The following is a 25,933-nucleotide window of genomic DNA, read 5'->3' as shown; positions in this document are numbered from 1 at the left end:
GCTTGAAGTGTGGCCCGGCCCGGTTTAAATTCCGGGCTCGAAATTCTGCAATTATCAAAGGAATGAACCCATAGCTCGCAGACCTCACAACGCGCCGCCACAACGAGACACCGGCCCGCGCGTCAATGATAAGATCCGTGCCCCCGAAATTCGCCTGATTGGCGCCGAAGGTGAAAATGTCGGGGTGGTTCATCCCGCCAAAGCCATGCAGATGGCCGCTGAGGCCGGTCTTGATCTGGTCGAAATTTCGCCCAATGCGAACCCACCGGTCTGCAAGATCATGGATTTCGGCAAATTCAAATATGAAACGCAAAAACGCGAAGCCGAAGCCCGCAAGAAGCAAAAGATCATCGAGGTAAAAGAGGTCAAATTCCGACCCAACACCGACACGCATGACTATGACGTCAAAATGAAGAACGTCTTCAAGTTTCTGGAAAAAGGCGACAAGGTCAAAGTTACCCTGCGTTTTCGCGGTCGCGAAATGGCACACCAGAACCTTGGCCGCGAATTGCTGCAGCGTGTCGCCGAGGACGTCAAGGACTTGGGCAAGATCGAAAACATGCCCAAGATGGAAGGCCGTCAGATGATCATGATGATCGGCCCGCTGCCGCAGAAATAATCCGGTCCAAAGATCGAAACGGTCCAAGCCCCTTCTCTTTTGAAGGGGCTTTTTCGTTCAGGGCGATCGCCTGCTGCGCAGCCAACGGGCCGCGTCCCGGAAATCGAACACCAGCGAGGTGATATCGACGATCAGAAGCACCCGGAGAAAGCAAACAAAGGCTGGGCTCAGGGGGTCTTCGGAAAACAGCAGAAGCGTCACGATGATGACCAACGGCACCCAGCACAGAATGTGTGGCAACGCCATCGCGCCGCTCATCCCGCGTGCACCCAACATGATCGGCACGTTCAGCGCCATGCCCGAAATTGCAAGCAATGCAATCAGGTGCCCCTTTGGCTGATCCAGAAATGCCAGCGGAAGCAGGTTTACCGGTACCAAAATGAACGCTACCCAGACCTGAACCCACACAGGGAGCGTTCGGAAACTGCGCCAGATATCCAGCACCATGGACGTCGCCTTTTCCAGATCCATTGCCCACGACACATAGCAAACGTGTCGCAGGCAAACAGGGTGCTCACGGTATTGTCAGAGAACGGCTGAAAAAGAGCGTTCCAGTTTGCTGACAAGTTCGCCTATCTGCTCGTCATCTATGATGAAAGGCGGCGCGAGAAGTATATGGTCTCCGTTCCGGCCGTCCCGGGTGCCCGCCATGGGATAACAGATCAGGCCTTCGGCCAGCGCCGCCTTCTTTATCTTTCCGGCAATGCCCAACGATGGATCAAAGGGGGTCTTCGTCTCGCGATCCGCTACCAATTCCACACCCCGGAACAGGCCCCGGCCACGCAAATCGCCCACGTTCGGGTGCTGTCCAAACGCGGCTTCCAGTGCGGAATGCACTTTGCTGCCCATGCGTCCGGCGCGCGCCGGTAAATCACCCTCTATCAGTTCACGGACCACCGCAAGAGCCGCAGCCGTGGCGACGGGATGGCCGATATAGGTATGCCCATGTTGGAAAAACCCTGACCCATCGCGAATTGCGCCATAGATTTTACCGGTGCACAGCATCGCCCCGATTGGTTGATATCCTGCGCCCAACCCTTTGGCGATGCACAGAATATCCGGTGCAGCACCGTCGTGATCGCAGGCGAACAGATGACCGGTGCGCCCCATGCCGCACATCACCTCATCCAGAATCAGCAACACGCCATATTGGTCGCAGATTTCCCGGATGCGTTTGAAATACCCCTCAACCGCCGGAACCGCGCCAAGTGTAGCACCAACAACCGGCTCGGCCATGAAGGCCATAACCGTTTCGGGACCAAGGCGCAGAATTTCCGCCTCCAGCTCATTGGCGACGCGCTGACCATAGTCAAAGCTGCTCTCACCCTCGGGCTTTTCGGCATATTCATAGCAGGCCGAGATATGGGTCATTTCGATCAGCATCGGCGCGAATTGGGCCCGTCTCCAGGCATTTCCCCCGGCAGACAAGGCCCCCAAAGTGTTGCCATGATAGCTTTGCTTGCGCGCGATCACGTGGCGGCGCTCGGGCTGCCCTATTTCCAGAAAATACTGGCGCGCCAATTTGATGGCCGCTTCGGTCGCCTCGGACCCACCCGATACGAAATACACCCGGTCCAGATCCCCCGGCGCGTGCTGGATCAGAAGATCGGCCAATGCCTCGGCCGGTTCCGAAGTCATGAACCCGGTATGGGCGAATGCGATCTGTTCCACCTGCTGTTGCACGGCCCGGATCACTGCCGCGTTGGAATGCCCCAGACAGGACACGGCCGCATCGCCGCAATCCAGATATCGCTTGCCGTCGGCATCAATTAGGTATGCGCCGTCGCCACCCGCCGCGACGGGAAGTTCAAATTTGGTGTGGCGTGGGAAAACATGACTCATGTTCCGGTCCTTCCAAGTGTTTCTACCAAAGCCGCGACCGAGGCCGCGTTGTCCGTCCAGAGCGTGCCATCCGGTGCCGTTAGGCTGTTTTCGAATCCAACACGCAAGTCACCGCCGCGCCGCCCGGTTTCGACAAGACAATCATGTTCCTGCGTCCCAAAGGCGCACACCATCCATTTGGCCGGGCTGGATGGAAACGCATCCAGATCCGCTGGCACGGATTGCTGATTCTGACTGTAGCGTCCCAACACAAGCAATCGGTCTGTTTGGTCCGGCTGGACGATACCTTTTGACTGCCAGTCTTCCAGCAGCTTCACATCTTCCAAGTCGTAGAGAATATGCTGAACCCGCGTGCCCTGAGCCGCACATAGCGCATAGACCCGAGGCGCAAGATCAAGGGCCCGCGCGATTTCCCGGACTGAGATCGAGGCCCATTCAGGCTGAACCAGTTGCAGGCATTCAAACTGCGACTGGACATCGAACACGCCTGCTGCCTCGGTGGTGATCTGAACATCCATGCCCGGCACTTCCCTTTTCAGTTCCGCGATTGTTTCGCGATACAATCCGGCATCCAACGTGTGATGTCCGTCGGCATCCCGTACATGCAGGTGGATGCCATTTGCACCAGCCTCGTGGCAGCCCCGCGCCGTTGCGACGATCTGATCCGTCGTGACTGGCAAAGCCGGGTGATCCGCGCGGCCCCGCCGGGCCCCGTTCGGAGCAACCAGTATATATGGTTTCCCGGTGGTTTTCACTGTGCTCTTGGTCATTGCGCCCTCGTGATCGTCTGTCCTCAGCTAATGAGCCCAAGCTTCGTTTTCAATTTACCAACTAGAAAACATATGTTTTGCTTACCGCATGACCCGCACTCTAACTGCCATCGTTACGCAATTGCGCCGCGAGATCGATGAAATGCCTGCGCAAATGCAGGTCGCTGTAAAGTATATCATCGATCATCCCGGCGAATTCGCGTTGAATTCGATCCGCACCACCACCGATCGCATCGGCATCAGCTCGAACGTTCTGATCCGGCTGGCGCAACGCATGGGGTATGACAGCTTTGACGCTTTTCGGCGTCCATTTCGAAACGCTCTGACAACCGATGGTGAGGACAGGTTTGGGCAGGATTGGCTGGAACACCTAAAGGAACAAGGGCAGTTTGGTGCGGCGCAGGCACGATTTGCGCAAAACGAAATAAATGTCGTGGCCAGATCGCTGCGCCTCATGGCCCCCCATTTGACGGAACAGGCCGTCGCACACATCAGGTCGGCGCGCCGCTGCTATGTGACGGCCACACGATCCAGCCATGCGCTGGCCTATTATTTTCACTACGCCGCACGCATGGCCCATCCCGGGCTTCAGCTGGTGCCCCGCCACATGGGTTCGGCCATCGACGATCTGGTCGAAGCCACCGCCGAGGATTGTCTGTTTGCAATCACGGTTCACCCCTATTCAGCCGACACGATTCAGGCGATGCGGTATGCTCGGGACCGGTCGATGCGCATCGTCCTGTTGTCGGATAGCGAGGTCATCGCCCCGGGGGTTGAACCGGATGTCGTCCTGCCTGTCAGCACGCGAACCTTGCACCCGTTTTCCAGTTTTTCGGGGGCAATGGCCGTTCTTGAATGCCTGCTGGGCCATTTGTTTGACACCGGCGGAGAGACCGCCAGAGAAAGAGTGGATGCCTATCAGAAAGCACGGGAAGACACCGGAGCGTATTGGCGACCCGGCGTATTGCCAAAGCTCAGAAAACCATAAGCCGGTTCGGTCAAAGTCTCTGGGGTCAACCTCAGAATTCAGCCCCGCTCAGGATCAGTGGCGGATCATTCTTTTCGTTTGGCGCGAGGCTGCGGCCTGGTCGGGATTTCTTTCAGCAATCCTCCGACACCCATTCCGGCAATATCCGATCCGGTCGTTTCGACCCCGCAGGCAACCCGTGACAGAACCCAATCCGCCCCGTTCAACGCTGGAGATCGTGCACATCCGGGCAACCCGATCACCGGTCGATCCTGCATCGCACCCAGAAAAAGTAGGTTTCCCGGATCAACCGGCATTCCGAACCGATCCACCCGCCCGCCGGCAAGCCGAACAGCAGACGGGGCAACATCGTCCGGATCCGAAGTCGCGGATCCGGTCAGGATCATGAGCAGATCACCGGTCGTTCTGGAAACCGCCTTGGCCAGCGCATCCACGCGATGCGGCACGATCTGAACATCACACAAATCCAGACCCAGGGCTTCGGTCCGTCCGCGAATGGCGGCGATCCCCTTGTCGTTGGGCGGGCCGCCGGGGATATCCGTGACGATCAAACCTGCCGTCTTGTGAACGGGTCTTGCCAGACGCACGGCCCCTTGCGCCAAATTGGCAGCCCGCAGAACATCAGCCTCTGGCACGGCATATGAGATGACCTTGATGGTGGCGACCATGCTCTTCGGGCCCATCTGCTGGTATTGCGGAACCGTCGCAACCGTGATCATCGGGTTGACCTGATTGAACATTTCCAGCGCATCCACATCCAGAACCGCCACGCCTGGCCCGTCCGCCAACAGGTTGACCCGGCCGGTGAACGCGTCTGTCACGCGCAGATTGGCCGACGCCGCATCTGGCGCAAGAGCTGCGGCCAAACGACGTGCGGCCTCGTCTTCGTGACAATCGCCGGGTTCGAGGCGCGCAACGATCACTTCGCGGATGTCCGCCTGCGTCAACTGCGCCACATGCTCTGCGCGCAGTGACAGCCCCTTGCGCAGCTTTTGACCGTCAGCCGTCACCGAATGGGCCAGAATGGCGCCTTTTGCTTCAGAGACGGGTACCGGACCAAACCTCATGCCTTGCCTCGCAGAACGGCCGTCATCTGCGCCAGAATTGCAATGGCAATCTCGGATGGGCCGGCAGCCCCGATATCCAACCCGATTGGCCCATGAATCCTCGAGATTTGCTCATCACTGAAACCGGCCGCTTTCATACGCTCGACGCGTTTGGCGTGGGTACGTGTCGATCCCAAGGCACCAATGTAAAACACGCCCGCATCCAGTGCAGCTTGCAATGCCGGATCATCCAGCTTTGGATCATGCGTCAGCAGGACAATTGCGGTGCGCGCATCCAACCCGAGTATTGCAACGGCCTCATCCGGCCAATCCGTAAGGATCGTTTCCCCCGGAAAACGGGCGCTGGATGCAAACGCGTCGCGCGGGTCTATTATGGCCGGATCATACCCGGCAATTCGCGCCATCGGCACCAATGCCTGTGCGATATGCACCGCACCAACAACGATCAATCGCAGCGGCGGGTTGTGAACGGCCACAAAGGTCTGACCATCTTCTTCAAAACCAGACCGATCCATGCGCAGCCGTTCCGCATAGGCGTTACGACGCAAGGCTCTGTGCCCGGTATCGATATTGACTTCGTAAGCGATGGGTTCACGCGCTGCGCGGGCTGCAACCAGTTCCGCAAGCATCGGTTCGGGCAGAACCTTTCCAACGGGTTCGACAAGAACGCGAATGGTCCCGCCACAGGCCAGCCCGACCGCAAAGGCATCTTCGTCGCTCACTCCGAATTCCAGCAAGCGAGCTTCGCCTTCGTCAATGGCCTCTAGCGCCTCGACGATCACCGCGCCTTCGACACAGCCGCCCGACACAGAACCCTCGATCCGGCCATCGCCGCCGATCACCAGCTGGGAACCCACCCGGCGTGGCGCGCTGCCCCAGGTTTCGACAACCGTGGCAAGCGCGGCGCCGCTGCCATTGCGGTGCCACTTCAATGCCGTTTCCGGGCTGTTGTCGAATCGTTCCATCAGGACCTCCAGACGTCGTCTGTCTCCAACATAGGCAGGATTGGCGGGATGAAAAGCGCAACACCCCTGTCAAAACGTCTATGTTGAGCCCTGCAAGCCGATGCTAAAGCCTGAACAATATTCAATAAATCATAGTATTGATTGTTAGGGGCCCGGGTTTTAGCTTGTGCGGGCAGCGGGCCAGTTGCCCAAGCTGCATACCAAACACATTTTTTCGGAGACAAGCAGTTGAAACATTATCTTGCACTGGGCGCAGTGGTTGGCCTTTTGGCTTCGACCGCAGCGTGGGCTGACACATTCGAACGTTATGGAGAGGTCGAGGGCTGGAAAGTCTTCATCGACAACGAAAAGAAATCCTGCCTGATCGAGGCCGTGGACGATGCGGAAAACGTCGTTCAGATGGGCCTGACCGAAGATCGCGGCGTGGGGTATGTGGGGGTATTCACCAAAGCCGATACCGACATCAAACGTGGCGAAACCCAAGAAGTGGCTATCCTGATTGGGGACAACATCTATCTGGGTGAAGCCACAGGTATGAAAGGCAACATCACCAAGGGTTATTCCGGTGGTTACATTCTGTCTGACAACCCGCAATTCGCGGATGATCTGGCCAAGAAGAAGGTCATGATCGTGTTCCCCGAGACATCCTATGCATTTACCGTCGATCTGACCGGCACCTACAAGGCCATGGAAATGGCCCGGAAGTGCAACGAAGAACAGTTGTCGTAACGGTCTAATCGAAAAGAGCGGCCATCAGCCGTGCTTTCTGCCCCTGGTCGTCGGGTTGTGAAATCACGGCGGCCAGGTCCTCGAGCGAGGCAATCGAGTGCCCTGCCCTGAAACTGTCGACATGGGGCAGCATGGCCGCCACACCCTGTGCCTTGGGGGCAAACCCGTCCCAGCGCAGCAGAGGGTTCAGCCAGATCAGGCGTTTGGAGGACAGGTGCAGCCGCTCGATCTCTTTCTCGAGGCCCTCCGGGTCACCCCGTTCCAAACCGTCGGTGATCAAAAGAACAACCGCACCTTGCCCCATGACACGTCTTGACCAGTCTCTGTTGAACTGATGCAGACAGTCGCCGATGCGTGTGCCCCCTTCCCAGTCCTGCGCCTCAACCCCGGCAGCGGCGAGCGCTGCGTCAACATCCCGATGATGCAAGTGGCGGGTTATGTTGGTCAGGCGCGTGCCGAACGTGAAGGCATGAACCTTGGCCCAACCTGCCCCCTTGGCGTTCGAGACCGTGTGCAGGAAATGCAGGATGACACGGCTGTATTGGCTCATCGAACCCGAGATATCGCAAAGCGCAACAAGATTTGGCCATCGCGGTTTGGGTTGCAGCCGGGCGATATCACGCAATTCGCCCCCTTGCCGCATGGCTGCGCGCAAGGTGCGGGCACGGTCGATACGGTGCCCCAGATGACTGGCCTGTCCGCGGCGCGACTCAATGGGTTTGACCGGCAGGGTCATCCGCGCCAATACGCGTTTGGCTTGCGCGATTTCAGCGGTGCTCATCTGTTCGAAGTCCAGATTGCGAAGACGCTCTTCTGACGATGCCGTTTGCGTGGCGTCAACCTCGATTTCGGTTTCGCCCTCGTCTTGCGCAGCCTGCTGGGGCGCGTCACGTTCGACACCCTCCAGCAGGGCCTCGGCTGCACGCTTTTCACCGGCATCCGCCTTGCGTTCCTCTTGCACGCCCCGAATGGCAGGAAGCATCATGGCCATCATGTGTTCCATGTATCGCGGGTCGCGCCAGTACATTCGGAAGACCTGCGCAAACACCGTGCGATGTTCGGGGCGGTTCACGAAACAGGCGTGCAGCGCCCAGTAGAAATCCCGTTTCTGAGTGAAACCCGCGGCTTGTACCGCGCGAATTGCATCGATCACCCGCCCCGGACCAATCGGCAGCCCCGCCTTCCGCAACGCGCGGGCAAAATGGGTGATGTTCTGCGCCAGCTTCGGGTTGTCGGGAATCTCCAGCGGGATCTGCTCGGCCATAGCGCGTCAGGCCGGCTCAAGGGTCGCTTTGGCCTCATCCAGAATGCGCTTGGCCTCGGACCCTTGCAGCTTCTGGATGTCGTCCTGATATTTCAGGATCGCCCCCAGCGTGTCACCGATCACCTCGGGGCTAAGGTTCATCACGTCCAGCGCCAGCAGACATTTGGCCCAGTCAATGGTTTCGGCCACGCCGGGTTTCTTGAACAGATCCTCGGTGCGCAGACGCTGAACGAAAGCCACGACTTCGCGGCTGAGCGCATCGGCGGCCTCGGGCGCGCGCGCGTGCAGAATTTCGATCTCGCGTTCAAAATCGGGATAATCGACCCAGTGATACAGGCAGCGACGCTTGAGGGCATCGTGCACTTCGCGAGTCCGGTTCGACGTGACAATCACAATGGGTGGTTGGGGTGCTGCAACGGTGCCCAGTTCAGGGATCGTGACCTGAAAATCACTCAGAGCTTCCAGCAGAAAGGCTTCGAACGGTTCATCGGTCCGGTCCAGTTCATCGATCAGAAGAACCGGTGCTCCGTTTTCGTCCGGGCGCATTGCTTGCAGCAAGGGGCGTTCGATCAGGTATTCATCCGAAAACAGTTCCGCCTGCAACGCGCCCCGGTCGGCCCCGCCCGAAGCCTCGGCCGTTCGGATCGCAACCATCTGTGCCGGAAAGTTCCATTCGTAAACGGCCGAGGATGCGTCCAGACCTTCGTAGCACTGCAACCGGATCAAACGGCGGTTCAGGCCGGATGCCAGCGCCTTGGCGATTTCCGTTTTGCCAACTCCGGCCTCGCCTTCCAGAAACAACGGGCGTCCAAGCTTCAGCGACAGGAACACAACCGTGGCAAGGGCCCGTCCGCAGACATAGCCCTGACGTCCCAGCATCTGCTGCACGGTATCTATGGAATTTGGCTGCGTCATGGAATTCCTCTCTACTTCGCGGACAAACAGGTCACGCAAGCGCCATTGCGTCAAGGCCCTAGCCCCTGTCAGAGCTACGACGTTCCGGTTGGTTGACAAGTTTTTTCGGCAACTCGTTCCGGGCTGGTTGGTCTTTCGGGGCAGCTATGCTAGCGGAAGGCCATGACTGATACCCTCACGATCCGCCGCCCCGACGATTGGCATCTGCATCTGCGCGATGGCGCCATGTTGCAGGCCGTTCTGCCCGAAACTGCACGTCATTTCGCCCGTGCAATCATAATGCCGAACCTCGTGCCGCCGGTCGTGCGCGGGGATCAGGCCGCCGCTTACCGCGACAGAATCCTGGCCGCCCTGCCCGACGGCATGGTGTTCGAACCACTGATGACCCTGTACCTGACCGAGGATACAGATGCGCAGGACGTCGCCGCCGCCCATGCCAGCGGGCTGATAAAAGCGGTCAAGCTGTACCCGGCAGGGGCCACGACCAATTCGGCCTCGGGCGTGCGTGACTTTGACGAAGTGCGCCCGGTTCTGGAGAAAATGGCCGAGATCGGCCTGCCCATGTGTGTCCATGGCGAAGTGACCGACCCCGAGATCGACATCTTTGACCGCGAGGCCGTGTTCATCGACCGCGTTCTGGACCCGATCCGAAAATCGACGCCGGGTCTGCGCGTGGTGATGGAACATATCACCACGTCCAATGGCGTGGACTATGTTAAAGCCAACGAAAAGGATCTGGGCGCGACGATCACCGCGCACCACCTGATCATCAACCGCAACCATATTCTGGTGGGCGGGATCAAACCGCATTACTATTGCCTGCCGGTCGCCAAGCGCGAAGAACATCGCCTGGCCCTGCTGGCAGCCGCCACCTCGGGCGACACGAGATTCTTCCTGGGCACGGACAGCGCTCCGCACACGGATGCAAACAAGGAAATGGCCTGCGGCTGCGCGGGGTGTTTCACCGCGACGAATACCATGTCTCTGGTGGCTGAGATGTTCGACCGCAAAGGTGCGCTGGACAAGCTCGAGGCGTTCGTCTCGCTCAACGGGCCGGGCTTTTACCGCCTGCCTGTGAACGAAGAGACGATTACCCTGACCAAAGGCGAGCCGGTTGCATACCCGTCAAAGATCGACACCGGCGAAGGGCCTGTCACGGTGTTCGACCCCGGTTTTCCGCTGCACTGGAGCGTGGCTTAACCCGCCATACGTTCGGCCAGATCACGGGCGCGACCACCGGTGCGCAGCATCGACCAGATCGCGTCCGCCTCATCCGATCCGATCAGCTTCGACGCTTTGACGCGCACGCGATCCTCGCGGTCAGACAGCGACATTGGGGTCATCAGGTCATGCGTCGCCTCGCGGCGGACACCGTCGCGACGCAACAAGGCCAGATGCGCCTGCGTTTCCGACAGGCTTTCATCCGCTTCGACCGTGATGCGATCTTGCAGAGACGTAATGCGTGGGTCCGCGCAGATCTTGTCGGTGTAGCTGCCCGGCAAAGCCGTATCATACCCCAGCGCCTGCATCGCGATGACCGTCCGGTAAGAGAACTTGGCCCCCAGCCCGGTTGTGGGCGAAAGCTGATTGCACACACTCATCCAACGGGGATGGGTTTTGATTTTAATCTCGGCCACTTCGGGTTCCGCGATGTCCAGCGCGCGCGCCGCCTCCAACGCCGCGTGCAGGCCGTGACAACAGGCGTGGAACTTGTGGCTTACCGTTTCGAACAACCATTCATCGCCCAAACCATCCAGCGCGCTTTGATCCGCTGCACCCTGATGGGTCGCGCCAAATCCATACGTGCCTTCCAGCGCGTCGGCGTTGGGTTGAAATCCACGCTGAACAAGCACAGCCGCCTCGACCCCTGCCGAAGCGGCAAGCCCGGCATTGTAAGGCTTGCCCATTGTTCCGAACTGGGCCTTCAGCCCGGCCGCGCGCGTTGCCGTCAAACCCAATACGGATCGCATCTGAACCTTGTCGAATCCAAGCAACCGCCCCACGGCGACAGCGGCCCCGAATGCACCGGATGTCGCTGTCTGGTGAAACCCGGCCTGATAATGCCCCCTGCCCAGCCACAGGCCGACACGGATTGACGTTTCCATACCGACCAGCGCGGCTTCGAGCAGATCGACCAGAATGCGGTCATCCCACTCGGCCACGGCAAGGGCCGCAGGCAGGATGGCGACTGACGGATGCCCGATATGCGCGAAATGCGTGTCATCGTAATCCAGCGCGTGGGATATGGTTCCATTCACCAAAGCTGCGCCGCGCTGTGGGGCCGCGCCCCCTCCGAACAGATGCGCCTGAGCGTTCCCGCCCTCGGCCAGGACCATATCGCGAACTATGCAGGACACCGGCTCGGACGCCCCTGCGCGACCAACTGCCATCCAATCCAGAACGGACAGCGACGTGACAATCCGCGCCTGAGCCGTCGTTGAAACCTGGCCCGCCGCGAAGGTGGCCAATGCTGCTGTGAAATCCGTCATGAGCGCAGTCTAGCGTGCGCCCTTGCCGCGTAAAGGCCTAGCCGTAGAGTTCTTTCGCACGCGCCTCGAAGGCGCGGACGATCCGCTGCATGGCTTCGTTGAACACAACGCCGATGATCCCCTGAAGGATGGCGTTCTTGAATTCGAAATCCACATGGAACGAGATGTTGCAGCCCCCATCGGGCGCGTCCTCGAACTGCCAGTCGGATTTCATGTATTTGAAAGGCCCGTCCAGATACTCGGTATCGATCTTCTTCTGATCTGCAAACAGGGTCACCCGGCTGCCGAACCGTTCGCGGAATACCTTGAACGAGATGACCAGATCGGCCTCCATCACCTCGGCCTCACCAACCGCATAGGTCTTGCGGATCCGGGACGCGGCGCACCAGGGCAGAAACTTTGGGTAGTTGCCCACATCCGCAACAAGATCATACATCTGCTGGGCTGTGTATGGCAGGTGGCGGGTTTCCGAATGGATTGGCATGATGTCCGGTATTTGCAGGTGACAATGGCGCGTCATGTCGTATGTTGCGCGCCAAAGATCAAGGGGGCTGCGATGACTAACCGCGCATATGTGATAGATGAGATGATCTCGGCCAAAGCCATCGCGGCGCGGATCGAGGAGTTATGCCGCGAAATCACGGATGAGTTCGGCGATACCGACAAGCTTGTCGTCGTGGGATTGCTGCGCGGCAGTTTCGTCTTCATCGCCGACCTGGTGCGGGAACTGGACCTGCCGATCGAAGTGGATTTCCTTGAGGCATCCTCGTATGGCGATTCGATGGAGAGCAGCCGGGAAGTGCGCATTCTCAAAGACTTGCGCGGCGCGATCGAAGGCCGCGACGTGCTGGTGGTCGAAGATATCGTCGACACCGGGCACACGCTGAACCACGTCACCAACCTGCTGCGCAGCCGCAAGCCGAAACGGCTCAAGTCGATTGCCCTGCTCGACAAACCCAGCCGTCGCGAAGTTGAATTCCGGTCAGACTGGATAGGCTTTGAAATTCCGGATGAATTCGTCGTGGGTTACGGGATCGATTACGCTCAGCGCAACCGCAACCTGCCGTTTATCGGCAAAGTCCGGTTCACCAAGGACTAGCTGCACTTTACCCAGGCAATTTGAGTGGCTACCCAGCGCCCCAAATTCAAAAACCCGAATAATAGTAGACAAACTTATTTGCGCGCCCTTACTCTTCCTATCAGCACGGGAGGATTATGTATGAAGCGTGTAGTTGCGACAGCTGCTGTCGTTATGGCGATCGTGGCACTTGCAAGTTCGGGTGCTGCAAAAGACAACAAGGGCAAAGGGCAAGGTGCCAATAAAAGCAAGGTAGAGAAATCCATCAAGTCAAACGGCAAAGCCGTACCGCCCGGTCAAATCAAAAGATACACGCGAGGGCAGAAGCTGCCGGGTGATCTGAGTTTTGACTATATCGACGATCTCGACAAATGGAAGCTCAAGCCTTTGGGGCCCGGCCAGCGCTATATCCGGGTGGATGATGAAATACTCTCGATATCTGATGATACGAAGACAGTTATAGAAGCCGTTGGAATCGTTGGCGATCTGGTTAAATAAGTGGATCGTGACTAGCAGGTTTTGCCAAGCACGACATCAATCGCGCTCAGGAAAATCCCGGTTCCAATCGGAATAAGCGCATCCGGGAAATCGTAATCCGGGTTGTGCAGTTGTGGATGGTCCTGCCCCGCCCCCAACCAGAACATGGCCGCCTGCGCGCCTTTGCCAAATTGGCCAAAGTCTTCGGAAAAACGCTGTGGCCGATCGACCAGCCGGCACGCGACGCCCCGATCGGCACAGGCTTTGGCCAAAACCGAAACGGCTTCACGGTCATTGACGCAGGCTTCGAATACCTCGTCATAGCTGATTTCGAACGCCAGCCCCTCGGCCTTCGCCGTGTTTTTTACCAGAGTTTCCGCATCCGTCATCAGGCTTGCCATACGCGCGTCCGAAACCGTGCGTAGGGTTACCCACAATTCGGCCCACCCCGGTGCGACACCAACTGTGCGCTCGCCCAGAGTGGCATGGGTAACCGTGGTCAAAGCGTAGGTGTCATCCAAGTCGCCACCCGCCCCCAATCTGGCCAATGCCGGCATCAACGTCGACAAAGCACCTGCCGGTGACACGCCGTCCTGAGGGGCCGCTGCGTGTGAGGTTTTGCCTGTCAGAACGATTTGCATCCCGCGCGAGGCACAGTTCGCGGGACCTTCACACAGTTCCACCGCGCCCAGCTCCAGCCCCGGCAAAGTATGCAGAGACAGCACGATGTCAGGGGAAACCTCAGCGAACTGAGGATCGGCCCGATAAGCAATAGCGCCATGTCCGGTTTCCTCGGCGGGTTGGAAAATCAGAACCACGCGGCCAGATTTCGGGCGCTGTTCTTTCAACGCCTCCGCCACCCCAAGGACCATCACCATGTGGCCATCATGGCCGCACAGATGCCCTTTGCCTGCAATCTGAGACGCGTATTCCAGATCCGAGCGTTCCTGAATTGGCAGCCCATCCAGTTCGCATCGAATTCCAACCGTGGGTCCGGCAGTACCGCTTTCGTAAAGGGCCGCGACACCGTGCCCGCCTATGCCGCACAGAACTCTGTCCGCACCCGCTTGGCGCAAAAGATCCGCAACCCGCGCCGCGGTATGCTCCTCTTGCCCCGAAAGCTCTGGCTGTTGGTGAAACTCGTGGCGCAGGCGGATAAGCTGCGCGATCCGCTCGGGTGTCACGCTTGCTGTAGCTTTGCTTGCCGGGCCGCGCGAAGCCGGGCGAAATCGTCGCCGGCGTGGTACGAAGACCGGGTCAGAGGTGTCGCGGATACCATCAGGAACCCCTTGCCATAGGCCGCCTTTTCGTAAGATGCGAACTCTTCCGGGGTTACGAACCGATCTACTCCGTGATGTTTCGGAGTCGGTTGCAGGTACTGGCCGATGGTCAGGAAATCGATATCCGCCGCGCGCATGTCGTCCATGACCTGGCGCACTTGCTGTTCGTTTTCGCCCAACCCGACCATGATGCCTGATTTGGTGAAGATCGACGGATCAAGTTCTTTCACGCGCTGTAGCAGGCGCAGGGAATGAAAGTACCGCGCCCCCGGGCGCACTTCGGGGTAGAGACCCGGCACCGTTTCCAGATTGTGGTTGAACACATCCGGTTTCGCTTCGACCACTGTCTCAAGGACAGTGTTGTCGCATTTCAGGAAATCCGGTGTCAGGATCTCGATCGTGGTTTTCGGAGAACGATGACGTACCGCGCGGATTGTCTGCGCAAAGTGCTCGGCCCCGCCGTCTTGCAAGTCGTCACGGTCCACCGAGGTGATCACCACGTGGTTCAGGCCAAGTTTTTCGACCGCATGGGCCACGCGACCGGGTTCAAATGCGTCAAGATCGTCGGGGCGACCGGTTGCAATGTTGCAGAAGGTGCAGCCGCGCGTACAAATCTCGCCCATGATCATCATGGTGGCATGACCCTGGCTCCAGCATTCTCCTACGTTGGGGCACCCTGCTTCTTCGCAGACCGTCACCAGATTGTTGTCGCGCATGATCCGCCGCGTATCCGCATAGCCCTTGCCACCGGGTGCCTTGACCCTGATCCAATTTGGCTTTTTGGGCTGTGCATTGTCCGGACGATGGGCTTTTTCCGGATGGCGCTCTTCGGGGATCTTCAGATCTCGCACGGTCGTTTTCCTGACTTTGGGTCAACTCTTGTTACTCATAACATAGACAGAAGCGCGGTGTTAGACCAGCGGCGCATAGCCGCTATGCGTTGTACCCTCGCAAGCGCAGAAAGGTATCATGCGCGTATTCGTATTTGCGATTTAATTTCAATATCTAGCAAGACGTTGGCCTTATTCGCAATCGCAGCGTTTACGCGATTGAATGCGGTTTAGAACTGTTTTAATTCACACCAAAATCATATGTGAATCACAGGAGTTTGACTATGAAAACCGGCGCAAAACTGCCCGACGTGACCTTTCACACCCGTGTCCGTGACGATTCCATCGAAGGACCAAACCCGTTCCGTTGGGAAGACAAGACGACAGCTGACTATTTCGCCGGAAAGCGCGTAATCCTGTTCTCATTGCCGGGTGCGTTCACCCCAACCTGTTCGACTTATCAGCTGCCTGGGTTTGAGAACGGCTATGCCGATTTCAAGGCCATGGGGATCGACGAAATTTACTGCATGTCCGTCAACGACAGTTTCGTGATGAACAAATGGGCCCAGGATCAGGACCTGAAGAACGTGAAAGTCATCCCCGACGGATCGGGGGAGTTCACGCGAAAAATGGGCATGTTGGTCGACAAGGACAATCTGGGTTTCGGAATGCGCTCGTGGCGCTATGCGGCCATCGTCAATGATGGCGTTGTCGAGGCGTGGTTCGAAGAGCCCGGCCTGATGGACAATTGCCCGGAAGATCCATATGGCGTGTCCTCGCCGGAAAACCTGATGAAACACCTGAAGGCGTCAGCAGAACCTGAAATGGCCTAAGCCTCAAATCCAAAGAAAAGGCCCGTATACACCGGGCCTTTTTTCTGTTCAGCCGATCATCCGATCTCGTTCCGCCTGCTCCTGATAATGCCGTTTCAGCCGTTGAAGGGCGATCCGCAGGACAATCTTGCCGGACCGCGCAGACCAACCCATTCGCTTTTCCGCCAGCTCCAACCCTTCCAGATAGCAACAGCATCGCAACGCAACATCACTCAGACCCGGCCCCAAGTCGGATAAGGCACGTGCAACGCGGTCCTTCGCATCGGAAGCCCCCTTTCCACCATGGCTTTCACTGGCAAAACTGCTTCGACCACCTGTCGTCAGAAAACGATCCCAGTTCTGCGAAACCTGAGGGCCGATCTGTGCCAGCTCAAAATCTTCGCGCAAGCGCTCGCCGGCGCTGACGAGGGAGTCATCCAGAAACGGTTTTCCGTCACGATCCCGTCTGCGCGACAAAGCAATCAGCGGGCTTTCCGCAGCACTGTACCGAATGCGTTTGACCCGCTCGGCGGACCCGCCCGAAGGCTTGCCCTGAAAGCTACTCTGAGCTTCGGCAAAACCAAAGTCAGTCCCGGCACGCGCCTTGTTTTCTGCCTTGGCGATCAAATGGCTTAGCGCCGTTCGTCCCGCTGCGGAAATCCGATATCGCGAAATGCGTCCGGGACTGTCGCAGGTGATCCAGTCTTTCAAAGCCAGGGCCTGCGCGATCCTGCATTCTACGACTGCGGTTCTTGTAGCCCCGGCATTGCCGGTGTCGCGTACGACGACCGCCTTGTCCATTTCCTCGGCCACGGCAAGGACCGAACCCGTCTCGCTCAGGCGGCGCAACACACGCAGTGCCTCATTTTCAAATTCTTCTTCAGCCGCGTTTTCTGACCCGCTTGTCGGGCCGTCGGCGCACTCCGAAACTGAAAAATGCGTCTCTGCGAGCGATTGCAAAGCCGCATCCACCAATGGATCGTCGCGGCGCATTTCGATGCGTCGAATTTGTCTGAGGATAGTTGACGCATGGCACCCGGCTGATCGCGCGATATCGCGGATCGAGCGACCGGTCTCGGTATGAGCAAGGTATCTTTGCGCCCCTTCTGGAACCCATGCCGGAATGGTGAAAGCCATGTTGTTTTCCATAATTATTTGCCCTCGTCGACAAAACAAACTGCCACTTTTCGCCCTCGGAATGTGGGTTAACCAAATCTAACTAGAGGTCCATTCGTTACTCGTTCGTTAACCACACAAGGCAAGAACCAGATTTGATTCAAAAAGATAAACAGTCGTGAAACCATCGTTCGGGGAGACTCTGACCAAGGCAACACCCGCTTAAGTTGTGCAAAAACAGGATCCATCAATTTCCGATAAAGGGACACATGACATGCAGGACCTGATGACAATGATCGCAACCCTCCGCCGCCCACGCATGTTGGCGCGTGCTGCCAGATTCGGGGCGCGGGATTACAATCGGGACAGGCATCTGCAACGCATTCTGGGATACGGGTCGCTGCCCGGTTCAGGTCAGGCGCTGCTGCGTTTGCTCGAGATGGAAAGAGAGGTAAATGAACAGCGAAAAGAAGATGATGCCGCCTACTCATTGGTGCGGCATCTGGATCTGCTTATTGCGCTGCTGGGTGAGGCGCAGCTGTATCAGGCCAGCCGCGCCTCGGTTCTTCAATAATCAGGAGAATGCGTCCGGCATGGAGGCCTTTTTCTCGGCGATATAGGCTTCCAGCGCCGCCGCGGTATCCGGGTCCATCTGCGGTTGCTGATAATTGGCCAGCAAATGTTCAACCCGCGCCGTGGCCAGAGCCCGCGTGTCACGCGCGCCCTCTTCCTGCCAGGTTTCATATGGCTTGTAGTCCAGCACTTCGGATTTCCAGAAGGATTCCTTGAAGTTGGCCTGCGTGTGGGCACAGCCAAGATAGTGACCACCCGGCCCTACTTCGCGGATTGCGTCCATGGCCTGCGCGTTTTCGTCATAAGCAACGCCCTTGGCCAGTGAATGCAGCACTCCCAACTGATCCGCATCCATGACGAACTTTTCGAAATCGGCAACCAGACCGCCTTCCAGCCAGCCGCAGGAATGCAGCATAAAGTTCACGCCCGAAAGCAGCCCCATGTTCAGCGAATTCGCTGTTTCGTAAGCCGCCTGCGCATCCGGCAGTTTCGAGCCGCAGAACGACCCGGCCGAGCGGTATGGCAGGTTCAGACGACGCGCCAGCTGGCCTGCACCATATGTGATATGCGCGGCTTCTGGTGTGCCGAAGGTGGGTGCGCCCGAGTTCATATCGATCGACGTCACGAACGCGCCGAAAATCGCGGGGGCACCCGGACGGATGATCTGGCTGTAGGCAACGCCGGCCATCACCTCGGCCAGAACCTGTGTCAAAGTACCAGCCACCGAGACCGGCGCCATCGCTCCACCCACGATGAAGGGCGAAATGATGCAGGCTTGATTGTTGCGCGCATAAACCTCCAACGAGCCCATCATCACATCGTCGAATGTCATCGGCGAGTTGATATTGGTCAGCGAGGTCATCACGGTGTTTTCCTGCACGAACTCTTTGCCGAACAGGATTTCGCACATTTCAACCGAATCCTGTGCCCGGCTGGGATCGGTTACCGAGCCCATGAAAGGCTTGTCCGACAGGGTCATATGCGCCTTCAGCATATCCAGATGGCGCTTGTTCACCGGAATGTCGGTCGGCTCGCACACCGTACCGCCCGAGTGGTGCAACCACTTGGACATGTAGGCAAGTTTCACGAACTTGTTGAAATCGTCCATGGTTGCATAGCGGCGCCCACCCTGTGCATCACGCACGAACGGAGGACCGTATACCGGGGCCAGAACCATGTTGCGGCCACCGATTACAACCGATTTTTCGGGGTTGCGGGCGTGCTGGGTAAACTGGCTGGGGGCTGTCTTGATCAGCTCACGCGCCAGACCACGCGGAATGCGCACACGCTCACCGTCGATATCTGCGCCCGCGTCACGCCACCGTTCCAAAGCTGCTGGATTGTCGACAAAGTTGACGCCGATTTCTTCCAACACGGTTTCAGCGTTGTTTTCGATAATCTCAAGCGCCTCTTCGTTGAGGATCTCGAAATTCGGAATGTTGCGTTCGATGTATTTCGCAGTCTCGATACGAACTGCGGTACGCTCGGCACGGCGGGCGGCGCCACCGCCACCTCTCGCCCTGCGCCGGGTGTTTGCCTCTGCCATGAGAAAATCCCGTCTGGTTGGTTAGATTGAGCGTTTTGATACAGGTTTGCCAGAACTCAAGCATAGGGATTGCGGCGCTCTGGGGGGAAAAGCGACATTGCCGCCCCACCGCGAACCAGGCGGTCAGTCAGGATCGGCCGCCAACGCTTTCTCCATGGTAAGGCCGCTACCCACCTGATCCGTCACTTTCCAGCCCATGTGCCGGTACATCGCAATCGTGTCTTTCATCATTTTATGAGTTCGCAACTTCAACTTGGATAGATTCCGCGCCTGTGCTTCTTCTTCGGCAAACTGCATCAATTGCCGCGCAACCCCCTGCCCTTGGGCTTCGGGCGCAACCGCAAGGTTGAACACCATGATTGCGTCGTCAACTTGGTCAAAAACGATGACCCCAACTATACCGCCAGATACCGCAAGCAAGACGCGATGGGTCTTGATGTCATCCGCGATTCCGGCAGTAACGTCAGGCAGATCCTCGATCCGGCTTATTGCATCTTCATAAGCATTTTCCAGACACCGCGTTACCTTATCCGCATCCACCACAGCAGCCGTTCTGAACTCTATCTTCGACATGGCACCTGATCTTTCCGCCGGTTTGACTCAGCTTTTGTACCAAATGACGCCATACGGCTTGCACATGCAAGGCTTGCAACTTATGAGCCGGTTATGACCCAGACATCCCACGACCGCCTTCTGATCATCGACTTCGGCAGCCAGGTTACGCAGCTTATCGCCCGCCGCCTGCGCGAGCTGAATGTCTATTGTGAAATTCACCCTTACCAGAATGTCACGATGGATTTCGTGCGGGAAATGGCGCCGCGCGCCGTGATTTTCTCGGGCGGTCCGGACAGCGTGACGCGCGAGGGCTCGCCCCGCGCCCCGCAAGAGATTTTTGATTATGGCGTTCCGATACTGGGCATCTGCTATGGCCAGCAGGTGATGATGCATCAGCTTGGCGGCAAAGTCGAAAGCGGCCATGGCACAGCCGAGTTTGGTCGCGCCTTTGTTACACCGAAAAATAAACTGGATATCCTGGATGGCTGGTTCGCGGACGGCGCTGAACAAGTCTGGATGAGCCATGGCGACCATGTCAGTGAAATCGCACCTGGGTTCGAGGTATTCGGAACCTCGCCCAACGCACCTTATGCGATCACCGCCGATCCATCGCGGCACTTCTATGCCGTGCAGTTTCACCCCGAGGTACACCATACGCCAAAGGGCGCGAAACTGTATGAAAACTTCGTAAAGCTGGCCGGGTTCAAGGGCGACTGGACCATGGGTGCCTATCGCGAAGAGATGATCCGCAAGATCCGCGAACAAGTCGGAGACAAAAAGGTCATTTGCGGATTGTCCGGTGGCGTTGACAGCTCGGTTGCCGCGATCCTTATTCACGAAGCAATCGGGGATCAGCTGACTTGCGTCTTCGTCGATCATGGGCTGCTGCGCAAGAACGAGGCCGCGGAAGTTGTTGGCATGTTCCGGGACAACTACAACATTCAGTTGATCCACGCCGACGAATCCGAGTTGTTCCTTGGCGAACTGGAAGGTCAGAGCGACCCCGAGACCAAACGCAAAATCATCGGAAAGCTGTTCATCGACGTGTTCCAGAAACACGCTGATACCATCGACGGCGCCGAATTCCTGGCGCAGGGCACTCTCTATCCCGATGTGATCGAATCGGTGTCGTTCTCGGGCGGGCCTTCCGTAACGATCAAGTCCCACCACAACGTGGGTGGCCTGCCGGAAAAGATGGGCTTGAAACTGGTCGAACCGCTGCGCGAATTGTTCAAGGACGAAGTCCGTGCCTTGGGTCGCGAGCTTGGTCTGCCGCAGAGCTTCATCGGGCGCCACCCCTTCCCCGGGCCGGGTCTGGCCATTCGCTGCCCCGGCGAGATCACCCGCGAAAAGCTGGAGATTCTGCGCGAGGCCGACGCGATCTACATCGATCAGATCCGCAAACACGGGCTTTATGATGACATCTGGCAGGCTTTCGTTGCCATCCTTCCCGTCCGCACCGTCGGCGTGATGGGCGACGGGCGCACCTATGACTATGCCTGTGCGCTGCGGGCCGTCACCTCGGTCGATGGGATGACCGCGGATTATTACCCGTTCAGCCATGAGTTCCTTGGCGAAACGGCAACCCGGATCATCAACGAGGTCAAGGGCATCAACCGATGCACATATGACATCACCTCGAAACCGCCCGGAACCATCGAGTGGGAATGATCCGGCAAACCGCAACGGCGTTCGACGCCAAAACGACCCGATCCCGGGAAATCTGCCCTAGTCGTGCCTGAAAAAGCCGGGCACGGCCTTGAACCTGACGCTTCATAAGCGTTTCAATGATTCAACGAATTCAATCTTATTGATCGCGTAGCGAAAGCCCCGATACCGAGGCCGTGACCGCGCGGCCAGGCCGGGGTGCGGTACGTGAATCAGACACAAAAAAACACATTCAAAGCCGCCTTGTGGATGACCGGAGCCATCGCGTCCTTCTCCTCGATGGCGGTTGCCGGTCGCGAATTGAGCCTCGTGCACGACACCTTCGAGATCATGATGTATCGAAGCCTCGTCGGGTTTCTTGTTGTCGCCCTCGTACTCACGGCCACAGGCGGTTGGATTCAGGTTTCCACGCAACGCCTGGGGTTGCACGCCCTGCGAAACACCCTGCATTTCACAGGGCAGAATCTTTGGTTCTATGCGGTCGCTGTTGCGCCTTTGGCGCAGGTATTCGCGCTGGAATTCACACAGCCGCTTTGGGTGATCCTGCTGTCGCCGCTGCTGCTGAACGAACGTCTGACGCCTCTCAAAGTAACGGCAGCACTTATCGGTTTTGCTGGCGTTCTGATTGTCACGCGCCCAGGCAGTGCGCCTTTGAGCCCTGGCCTTGCTACCGCAGCCGCGTCTGCGATTTTCTTCGCATTTACAACGATTACAACAAAAAACCTCACTCGTTTTGCCAGCATCGGGTGCATCGTTTTCTGGCTTACTTCCATGCAGGCGGTGCTTGGGGCCATCGCAGCCGGTTTTGATGGGCAGATTGCCTTGCCCACGGCGCAAACCGCTCCGTTTTTGGTTCTGGTCGGTCTGGCGGGGCTGCTGGCACATTTCTGCATTACAAACGCGCTGGCGATCGCCCCGGCGACAGTTGTGATCCCATTTGATTTTGCGAGGCTTCCCACCATCGCTGTGGTCGGAATGATCCTGTACCACGAACCCATTGACCATTGGGTTCTGATCGGTGCGGCGATCATCTTTTCAGGAATATTCCTGAATATCTGGTCTGAAAGCCGTAACAGTTTAGCAACAGTTGAAAACAGTAGTCGCAATACGTAACGCACCGTCACCAGTTGACCTTAAAGTAACCAAAAAGAGAGTATCGCTCATCATACACGGGATAGGCGTTCGTAACACTCAGCCAAACGCCATTGAAACCCGCCTGAGATTGTTAGGGAGGACAGAATGAAAAAAACACTACTCGCGACCTGCGCTTTGTGCGTTGGAGCGACGGCAGGATACGCAGGCGGCCTTGATCGAAGCGGTCAGGGCATCAACCTGATCTTCGAAGAAGGGTCAGCAGTCCAGTTTCGGTTGGGATACACCAACCCCAGCGTAACGGGCACCATGCCTGCTTTGGCTGGACCAAACATCGGGCAGCCGGTCGATTCCGGAGAAGTTGCGAACGACTTTTTCACACCGCATCTGGGTTATAAAACGTCACTGACCGAAAAGCTCGATTTCGCGATCATGTATGACCAGCCCTTTGGGGCCGACATTGAATACGCAAACACCTACCCTCTTTCGATCAACCCTATTCCGGGTGGTCGTACCGATGTTTTGAGGGCTACAGCAGACACGGACGCCATTACGGCATTGCTGCGTTACAAATTCGATGGCGGGTTCAGCGCAATCGGCGGTATTCGAGCACAGCGTGTGAAGGCTTCTGTCACCGTCCCGCTTGCAGCAGGGTACCAGGTTGACACCGATGCCGACACTGCATTCGGCTACGTTATCGGGGTCGCATGGGAGAAACCGGAAATCGCAGCACGTGTGTCACTGACATACAACTCCAAGATCAGCCACGATCTATCGCAAACAGAATCTCTGAACCCACCACCGTTCCCTCCGATTCCACCCGGGACCGTGGCCACCTTCAACACAAACAGCGAAATTGAGACGCCCCAGTCGATCAACCTGGACTTCCAGACGGGCGTCGCGCCTAAAACGCTGTTGTTTGGTTCTGTTCGTTGGGTCGACTGGCCACAGCTGGTGTACAACCCGCCAAACTACCCGCCGACCAGCAACCTTGTTGACTACGACGATGCGACCTTCACCTATTCGTTGGGCTTGGGGTATCAATTCTCGGAAGAGTTCAGCGGTGCTGTAACACTAGGCTATGAGTCTTCTCAGGGTACTCCTGTATCCAACCTCGGCCCGACTGACGGGTTCTGGAGCATTGGTCTGGGCGGAACATATTCGTTGGAGAATGCCAAAATTTCCGGTGGCGTACGCTACACTGACATCGGTGATGCAACGGCAGATGGCGCCTTTGGGCAAACAGCCACCTTCAGCGGCAACAGCGCCTGGAGTGTTGGGTTTCAGATCACTTACGCTCTGAACTAAATCCAAGGTGTTTTCATCTTAGGCTCCGCTATTTCAGCGGGGCCTTTTTTATGCGCAGGTTTCGGGTCGTATATCTGTCGAATGAATGAAATTGTGCGGCCATGAACACGCAAAAACACCTTTCTCGGCGCGCCTGGGTCGAGCTTCTTCTTCTGGCCGTCATCTGGGGCGCATCCTTTGTAGCCATCCGGATCGCTCTGGACTCCATTCCCGTTATGACATCGGTTCTGCACCGCACGTTCTGGGCGATGCTGGTGCTGTGGCTGGTGGCATGGGGCAAGGGGCTTTCGCTGCCCCGCTCTCTGCGCATCTGGGGCGCATTTCTGATCATGGGATTGCTGAACAATGTCATCCCGTTCAGCTTGATGGCATGGGGTCAGCTTTACATCGATTCTGGTCTTACGGCCATTCTGAACGCGACCACGGCCGTCTTTGGCGTTCTGGTTGCGGCGCTGTTTTTCAAGGATGAGCGTTTGACACAAGCCCGGGTTATCGGAGTCGTTTTGGGTTTTCTCGGTGTCTCGATCACCATCGGAATACAGACCTTCACGTCTTTCAGCCTGCAAAACACAGCGCAGCTTGCCGTGTTGGCCGGAACGCTGTCGTATGCTTTTGCGGCGGCTTGGGCGCGGTATCATCTGTCTGACCTTCATCCCGTCGTTGCGGCCGCTGGCATGCTGACCGGCTCGACCCTGCTGATCCTGCCGCTGGCGCTGATGACGGACGGGGTGCCAACACTTGCCCTGCCCGCGATCACCTGGGCTGCGATTGGCTATTACGCCATTGTGGCAACAGCGGGGGCATATCTTTTGTACTATCGAGTCCTGGCAATGGCGGGCAGCGGCAACCTGATGCTGGTCACGCTTGTCATCCCTCCTGTCGCCATCGTGCTTGGCGCAATTCTGCGGAACGAAGCGCTGCCGCCGAATGCCTATTTCGGCTTTGTCATACTTGCCATGGGTCTTTTGGTATTGAACCGAGCTGGCCGCCGTGATTGACGCCGTGCGCTGCCCGATTTAGCAAAGGCAAAAAAGGGACAGCACAAGATGATCTATAACTCAGCCGAAGACTGGCGCACGGCAAGCCGCAAGAAGGTGCTGTTCTTTGGTATGTCCGGTCTGGGCAAGACTTATGTCTCGAACATTCTTCGGGACTCAGGCAACTGGTTTCACTACTCGATCGACTATCGCATCGGCACCCGGTACATGGGCGAGTACATCACCGACAATGCGAAGGCCGAGGCGATGAAAGTCCCGTTCTTGCGTGACCTGCTCCTGTCGGATTCCATTTACATCGGCTCGAATATCTCGTTCGCGAACCTGACTCCGGTCGCAGCCTATCTGGGCAAACCGGGCAACCCTGCCCTTGGCGGATTGGAGATGCCGGAATACCGCCGCAGGCAGGAACAGTTTCGGCTGGCCGAAATACACGCCCTGCTGGATACCGAGTATTTCATCGACCGGGCCGAGCGTTTGTACAAATACCCCCATTTCATCTGCGACACCGGTGGATCGATCTGCGAATGGGTAGACCCCGAAGATCCGAACGATCGGGTACTCTCCGAGCTGTCGCAACACACCCTGATGATCTGGCTGAAGGGGGATGAGGAACACACGGCAGAGCTTGTACGCCGTTTTGACAAAGCCCCAAAGCCGATGTCCTATCAGGCGGAATTCCTGACCAAGGCCTGGACAGATTATCTGGACCTGCAAGGCTGTTCGGAAGCGGATGTTGATCCCGATGATTTCGTCCGTTGGACCTATGCACAGGCCTTGGCGCACCGCCAGCCGCGTTACGAGGCCATGGCGACCAACTGGGGCGTGACGATTGCCGCCAACGACATCGGAAAAATCCGCGATGCCGCCGATTTCGATGAGTTGATCGAACACACTCTTGAGACCACGCGCAATAACGCCTAACTACCAGTTTTCACTGATCTCTTAGAAGCCT

The 25,933-nt window shown here is 57.6% G+C and carries 27 protein-coding genes; 13 read left to right on the top strand and 14 right to left on the bottom strand.

Going from position 1 to position 25,933, the window contains the following annotated elements; translation table 11 throughout:
- Nucleotides 1-70: 70 nt before the first annotated feature.
- A complete protein-coding gene (infC, locus tag I9185_RS02625; RefSeq protein ID WP_171633836.1) occupies nucleotides 71-619 on the top strand; it encodes a translation initiation factor IF-3 in 549 nt (182 codons plus the stop codon).
- Between the two features lie 57 nt (nucleotides 620-676).
- Here the strand turns inward: infC and I9185_RS02620 are convergent, their stop codons facing one another.
- Genes I9185_RS02620 through I9185_RS02610 form a run of 3 tightly spaced genes read right to left on the bottom strand, consistent with a single transcriptional unit; the run spans nucleotide 677 to nucleotide 3,231 of the window.
- A complete protein-coding gene (locus I9185_RS02620) occupies nucleotides 677-1,090 on the bottom strand; it encodes a hypothetical protein (RefSeq protein WP_171723362.1) in 414 nt (137 codons plus the stop codon).
- A 54-nt stretch (nucleotides 1,091-1,144) separates the two neighbouring features.
- Nucleotides 1,145-2,461 (bottom strand): aspartate aminotransferase family protein, encoded by a 1,317-nt coding sequence (locus I9185_RS02615; RefSeq protein ID WP_210092289.1) that lies wholly within the window; start codon nucleotides 2,459-2,461, stop codon nucleotides 1,145-1,147.
- Nucleotides 2,458-3,231 carry a 3-keto-5-aminohexanoate cleavage protein gene (locus tag I9185_RS02610; RefSeq protein ID WP_210092288.1) on the bottom strand — a complete coding sequence of 258 codons (774 nt, stop codon included), beginning with the start codon at nucleotides 3,229-3,231 and terminating at the stop codon, nucleotides 2,458-2,460. Before I9185_RS02610 ends, I9185_RS02615 begins: the two co-directional genes overlap by 4 nt.
- Nucleotides 3,232-3,319: 88 nt before the next feature.
- On the opposite strand from I9185_RS02610, the gene I9185_RS02605 reads away from it, so the two are divergent.
- On the top strand, nucleotides 3,320-4,219 hold the full coding sequence (locus I9185_RS02605) for a MurR/RpiR family transcriptional regulator (RefSeq protein WP_210092287.1): 900 nt from the start codon (nucleotides 3,320-3,322) through the stop codon (nucleotides 4,217-4,219).
- A 65-nt stretch (nucleotides 4,220-4,284) separates the two neighbouring features.
- Here I9185_RS02605 and I9185_RS02600 read toward each other — a convergent pair whose 3' ends face one another.
- Together I9185_RS02600 and I9185_RS02595 are read right to left on the bottom strand one after the other, a co-directional pair.
- Nucleotides 4,285-5,286 carry a molybdopterin-binding protein gene (locus I9185_RS02600; protein WP_210092286.1) on the bottom strand — a complete coding sequence of 334 codons (1,002 nt, stop codon included), beginning with the start codon at nucleotides 5,284-5,286 and terminating at the stop codon, nucleotides 4,285-4,287.
- A complete protein-coding gene (locus I9185_RS02595) occupies nucleotides 5,283-6,251 on the bottom strand; it encodes an XdhC family protein (protein ID WP_171723367.1) in 969 nt (322 codons plus the stop codon). The genes I9185_RS02600 and I9185_RS02595 overlap by 4 nt, the downstream gene beginning before the upstream one ends.
- Before the next feature lie 228 nt (nucleotides 6,252-6,479).
- On the opposite strand from I9185_RS02595, the gene I9185_RS02590 reads away from it, so the two are divergent.
- Nucleotides 6,480-6,980, top strand: a complete 501-nt coding sequence (locus tag I9185_RS02590) for a hypothetical protein (RefSeq protein ID WP_171632817.1) — start codon at nucleotides 6,480-6,482, stop codon at nucleotides 6,978-6,980.
- A 4-nt stretch (nucleotides 6,981-6,984) separates the two neighbouring features.
- Here I9185_RS02590 and I9185_RS02585 read toward each other — a convergent pair whose 3' ends face one another.
- Together I9185_RS02585 and I9185_RS02580 are read right to left on the bottom strand one after the other, a co-directional pair.
- Nucleotides 6,985-8,244, bottom strand: coding sequence for a VWA domain-containing protein (locus I9185_RS02585; RefSeq protein ID WP_210092285.1), 1,260 nt, complete (start codon nucleotides 8,242-8,244; stop codon nucleotides 6,985-6,987).
- A gap of 6 nt (nucleotides 8,245-8,250) precedes the next feature.
- Nucleotides 8,251-9,159 carry a MoxR family ATPase gene (locus I9185_RS02580; protein ID WP_171632821.1) on the bottom strand — a complete coding sequence of 303 codons (909 nt, stop codon included), beginning with the start codon at nucleotides 9,157-9,159 and terminating at the stop codon, nucleotides 8,251-8,253.
- A gap of 162 nt (nucleotides 9,160-9,321) precedes the next feature.
- Between I9185_RS02580 and pyrC the strand changes: the two genes are divergently transcribed.
- Nucleotides 9,322-10,359: a dihydroorotase gene (pyrC, locus tag I9185_RS02575; RefSeq protein WP_210092284.1), complete on the top strand. Its 1,038-nt coding sequence runs from the start codon at nucleotides 9,322-9,324 to the stop codon at nucleotides 10,357-10,359.
- On the opposite strand, the gene I9185_RS02570 is transcribed toward pyrC, so the two are convergent.
- A complete protein-coding gene (locus I9185_RS02570; protein ID WP_210092283.1) occupies nucleotides 10,356-11,648 on the bottom strand; it encodes an MmgE/PrpD family protein in 1,293 nt (430 codons plus the stop codon). The two genes, pyrC and I9185_RS02570, sit on opposite strands and share 4 nt — an antisense overlap.
- Before the next feature lie 37 nt (nucleotides 11,649-11,685).
- Complete coding sequence (locus I9185_RS02565; RefSeq protein ID WP_171633839.1) at nucleotides 11,686-12,132, bottom strand: type II toxin-antitoxin system RatA family toxin; 447 nt, start codon at nucleotides 12,130-12,132, stop codon at nucleotides 11,686-11,688.
- 72 nt (nucleotides 12,133-12,204) lie between these two features.
- Between I9185_RS02565 and hpt the strand changes: the two genes are divergently transcribed.
- Together hpt and I9185_RS02555 are read left to right on the top strand one after the other, a co-directional pair.
- A complete protein-coding gene (gene hpt / locus I9185_RS02560; protein WP_171632829.1) occupies nucleotides 12,205-12,747 on the top strand; it encodes a hypoxanthine phosphoribosyltransferase in 543 nt (180 codons plus the stop codon).
- Between the two features lie 120 nt (nucleotides 12,748-12,867).
- Complete coding sequence (locus I9185_RS02555; RefSeq protein ID WP_171632832.1) at nucleotides 12,868-13,224, top strand: hypothetical protein; 357 nt, start codon at nucleotides 12,868-12,870, stop codon at nucleotides 13,222-13,224.
- An 11-nt stretch (nucleotides 13,225-13,235) separates the two neighbouring features.
- Here the strand turns inward: I9185_RS02555 and I9185_RS02550 are convergent, their stop codons facing one another.
- A complete protein-coding gene (locus tag I9185_RS02550; RefSeq protein WP_210092282.1) occupies nucleotides 13,236-14,387 on the bottom strand; it encodes an amidohydrolase in 1,152 nt (383 codons plus the stop codon).
- Nucleotides 14,384-15,334, bottom strand: coding sequence for a lipoyl synthase (gene lipA, locus I9185_RS02545; RefSeq protein ID WP_152457817.1), 951 nt, complete (start codon nucleotides 15,332-15,334; stop codon nucleotides 14,384-14,386). Before lipA ends, I9185_RS02550 begins: the two co-directional genes overlap by 4 nt.
- Before the next feature lie 263 nt (nucleotides 15,335-15,597).
- Between lipA and I9185_RS02540 the strand changes: the two genes are divergently transcribed.
- A complete protein-coding gene (locus I9185_RS02540) occupies nucleotides 15,598-16,146 on the top strand; it encodes a peroxiredoxin (RefSeq protein WP_171168387.1) in 549 nt (182 codons plus the stop codon).
- A 48-nt stretch (nucleotides 16,147-16,194) separates the two neighbouring features.
- Here I9185_RS02540 and I9185_RS02535 read toward each other — a convergent pair whose 3' ends face one another.
- On the bottom strand, nucleotides 16,195-17,274 hold the full coding sequence (locus I9185_RS02535) for a DUF6456 domain-containing protein (RefSeq protein ID WP_210092281.1): 1,080 nt from the start codon (nucleotides 17,272-17,274) through the stop codon (nucleotides 16,195-16,197).
- A 241-nt stretch (nucleotides 17,275-17,515) separates the two neighbouring features.
- Between I9185_RS02535 and I9185_RS02530 the strand changes: the two genes are divergently transcribed.
- On the top strand, nucleotides 17,516-17,815 hold the full coding sequence (locus I9185_RS02530; RefSeq protein ID WP_210092280.1) for a DUF6477 family protein: 300 nt from the start codon (nucleotides 17,516-17,518) through the stop codon (nucleotides 17,813-17,815).
- Here the strand turns inward: I9185_RS02530 and I9185_RS02525 are convergent, their stop codons facing one another.
- Nucleotides 17,816-19,360 carry a trimethylamine methyltransferase family protein gene (locus I9185_RS02525; protein ID WP_171632846.1) on the bottom strand — a complete coding sequence of 515 codons (1,545 nt, stop codon included), beginning with the start codon at nucleotides 19,358-19,360 and terminating at the stop codon, nucleotides 17,816-17,818. It abuts the gene before it with no gap.
- Nucleotides 19,361-19,483: 123 nt separating this feature from the next.
- Nucleotides 19,484-19,933: a GNAT family N-acetyltransferase gene (locus I9185_RS02520; protein ID WP_209833274.1), complete on the bottom strand. Its 450-nt coding sequence runs from the start codon at nucleotides 19,931-19,933 to the stop codon at nucleotides 19,484-19,486.
- 93 nt (nucleotides 19,934-20,026) lie between these two features.
- On the opposite strand from I9185_RS02520, the gene guaA reads away from it, so the two are divergent.
- The 5 genes from guaA to I9185_RS02495 all read left to right on the top strand — a co-directional run bounded on the left by guaA (nucleotide 20,027) and on the right by I9185_RS02495 (nucleotide 25,902).
- On the top strand, nucleotides 20,027-21,586 hold the full coding sequence (guaA, locus tag I9185_RS02515; RefSeq protein WP_210092279.1) for a glutamine-hydrolyzing GMP synthase: 1,560 nt from the start codon (nucleotides 20,027-20,029) through the stop codon (nucleotides 21,584-21,586).
- Nucleotides 21,587-21,790: 204 nt separating this feature from the next.
- A complete protein-coding gene (locus I9185_RS02510; protein ID WP_348539708.1) occupies nucleotides 21,791-22,696 on the top strand; it encodes a DMT family transporter in 906 nt (301 codons plus the stop codon).
- Between the two features lie 126 nt (nucleotides 22,697-22,822).
- Nucleotides 22,823-23,983 (top strand): outer membrane protein transport protein, encoded by a 1,161-nt coding sequence (locus tag I9185_RS02505; RefSeq protein ID WP_152457810.1) that lies wholly within the window; start codon nucleotides 22,823-22,825, stop codon nucleotides 23,981-23,983.
- A gap of 101 nt (nucleotides 23,984-24,084) precedes the next feature.
- On the top strand, nucleotides 24,085-24,981 hold the full coding sequence (locus tag I9185_RS02500) for a DMT family transporter (RefSeq protein ID WP_210092278.1): 897 nt from the start codon (nucleotides 24,085-24,087) through the stop codon (nucleotides 24,979-24,981).
- Between the two features lie 48 nt (nucleotides 24,982-25,029).
- Nucleotides 25,030-25,902: an ATPase gene (locus I9185_RS02495; RefSeq protein ID WP_210092277.1), complete on the top strand. Its 873-nt coding sequence runs from the start codon at nucleotides 25,030-25,032 to the stop codon at nucleotides 25,900-25,902.
- Nucleotides 25,903-25,933 lie beyond the last annotated feature (31 nt).

The sequence above is a fragment of the Ruegeria sp. HKCCSP346 genome (assembly GCF_017872595.1).
GTDB lineage: Bacteria > Pseudomonadota > Alphaproteobacteria > Rhodobacterales > Rhodobacteraceae > Ruegeria.
This window is presented reverse-complemented; position numbering and strand designations above follow the sequence as displayed.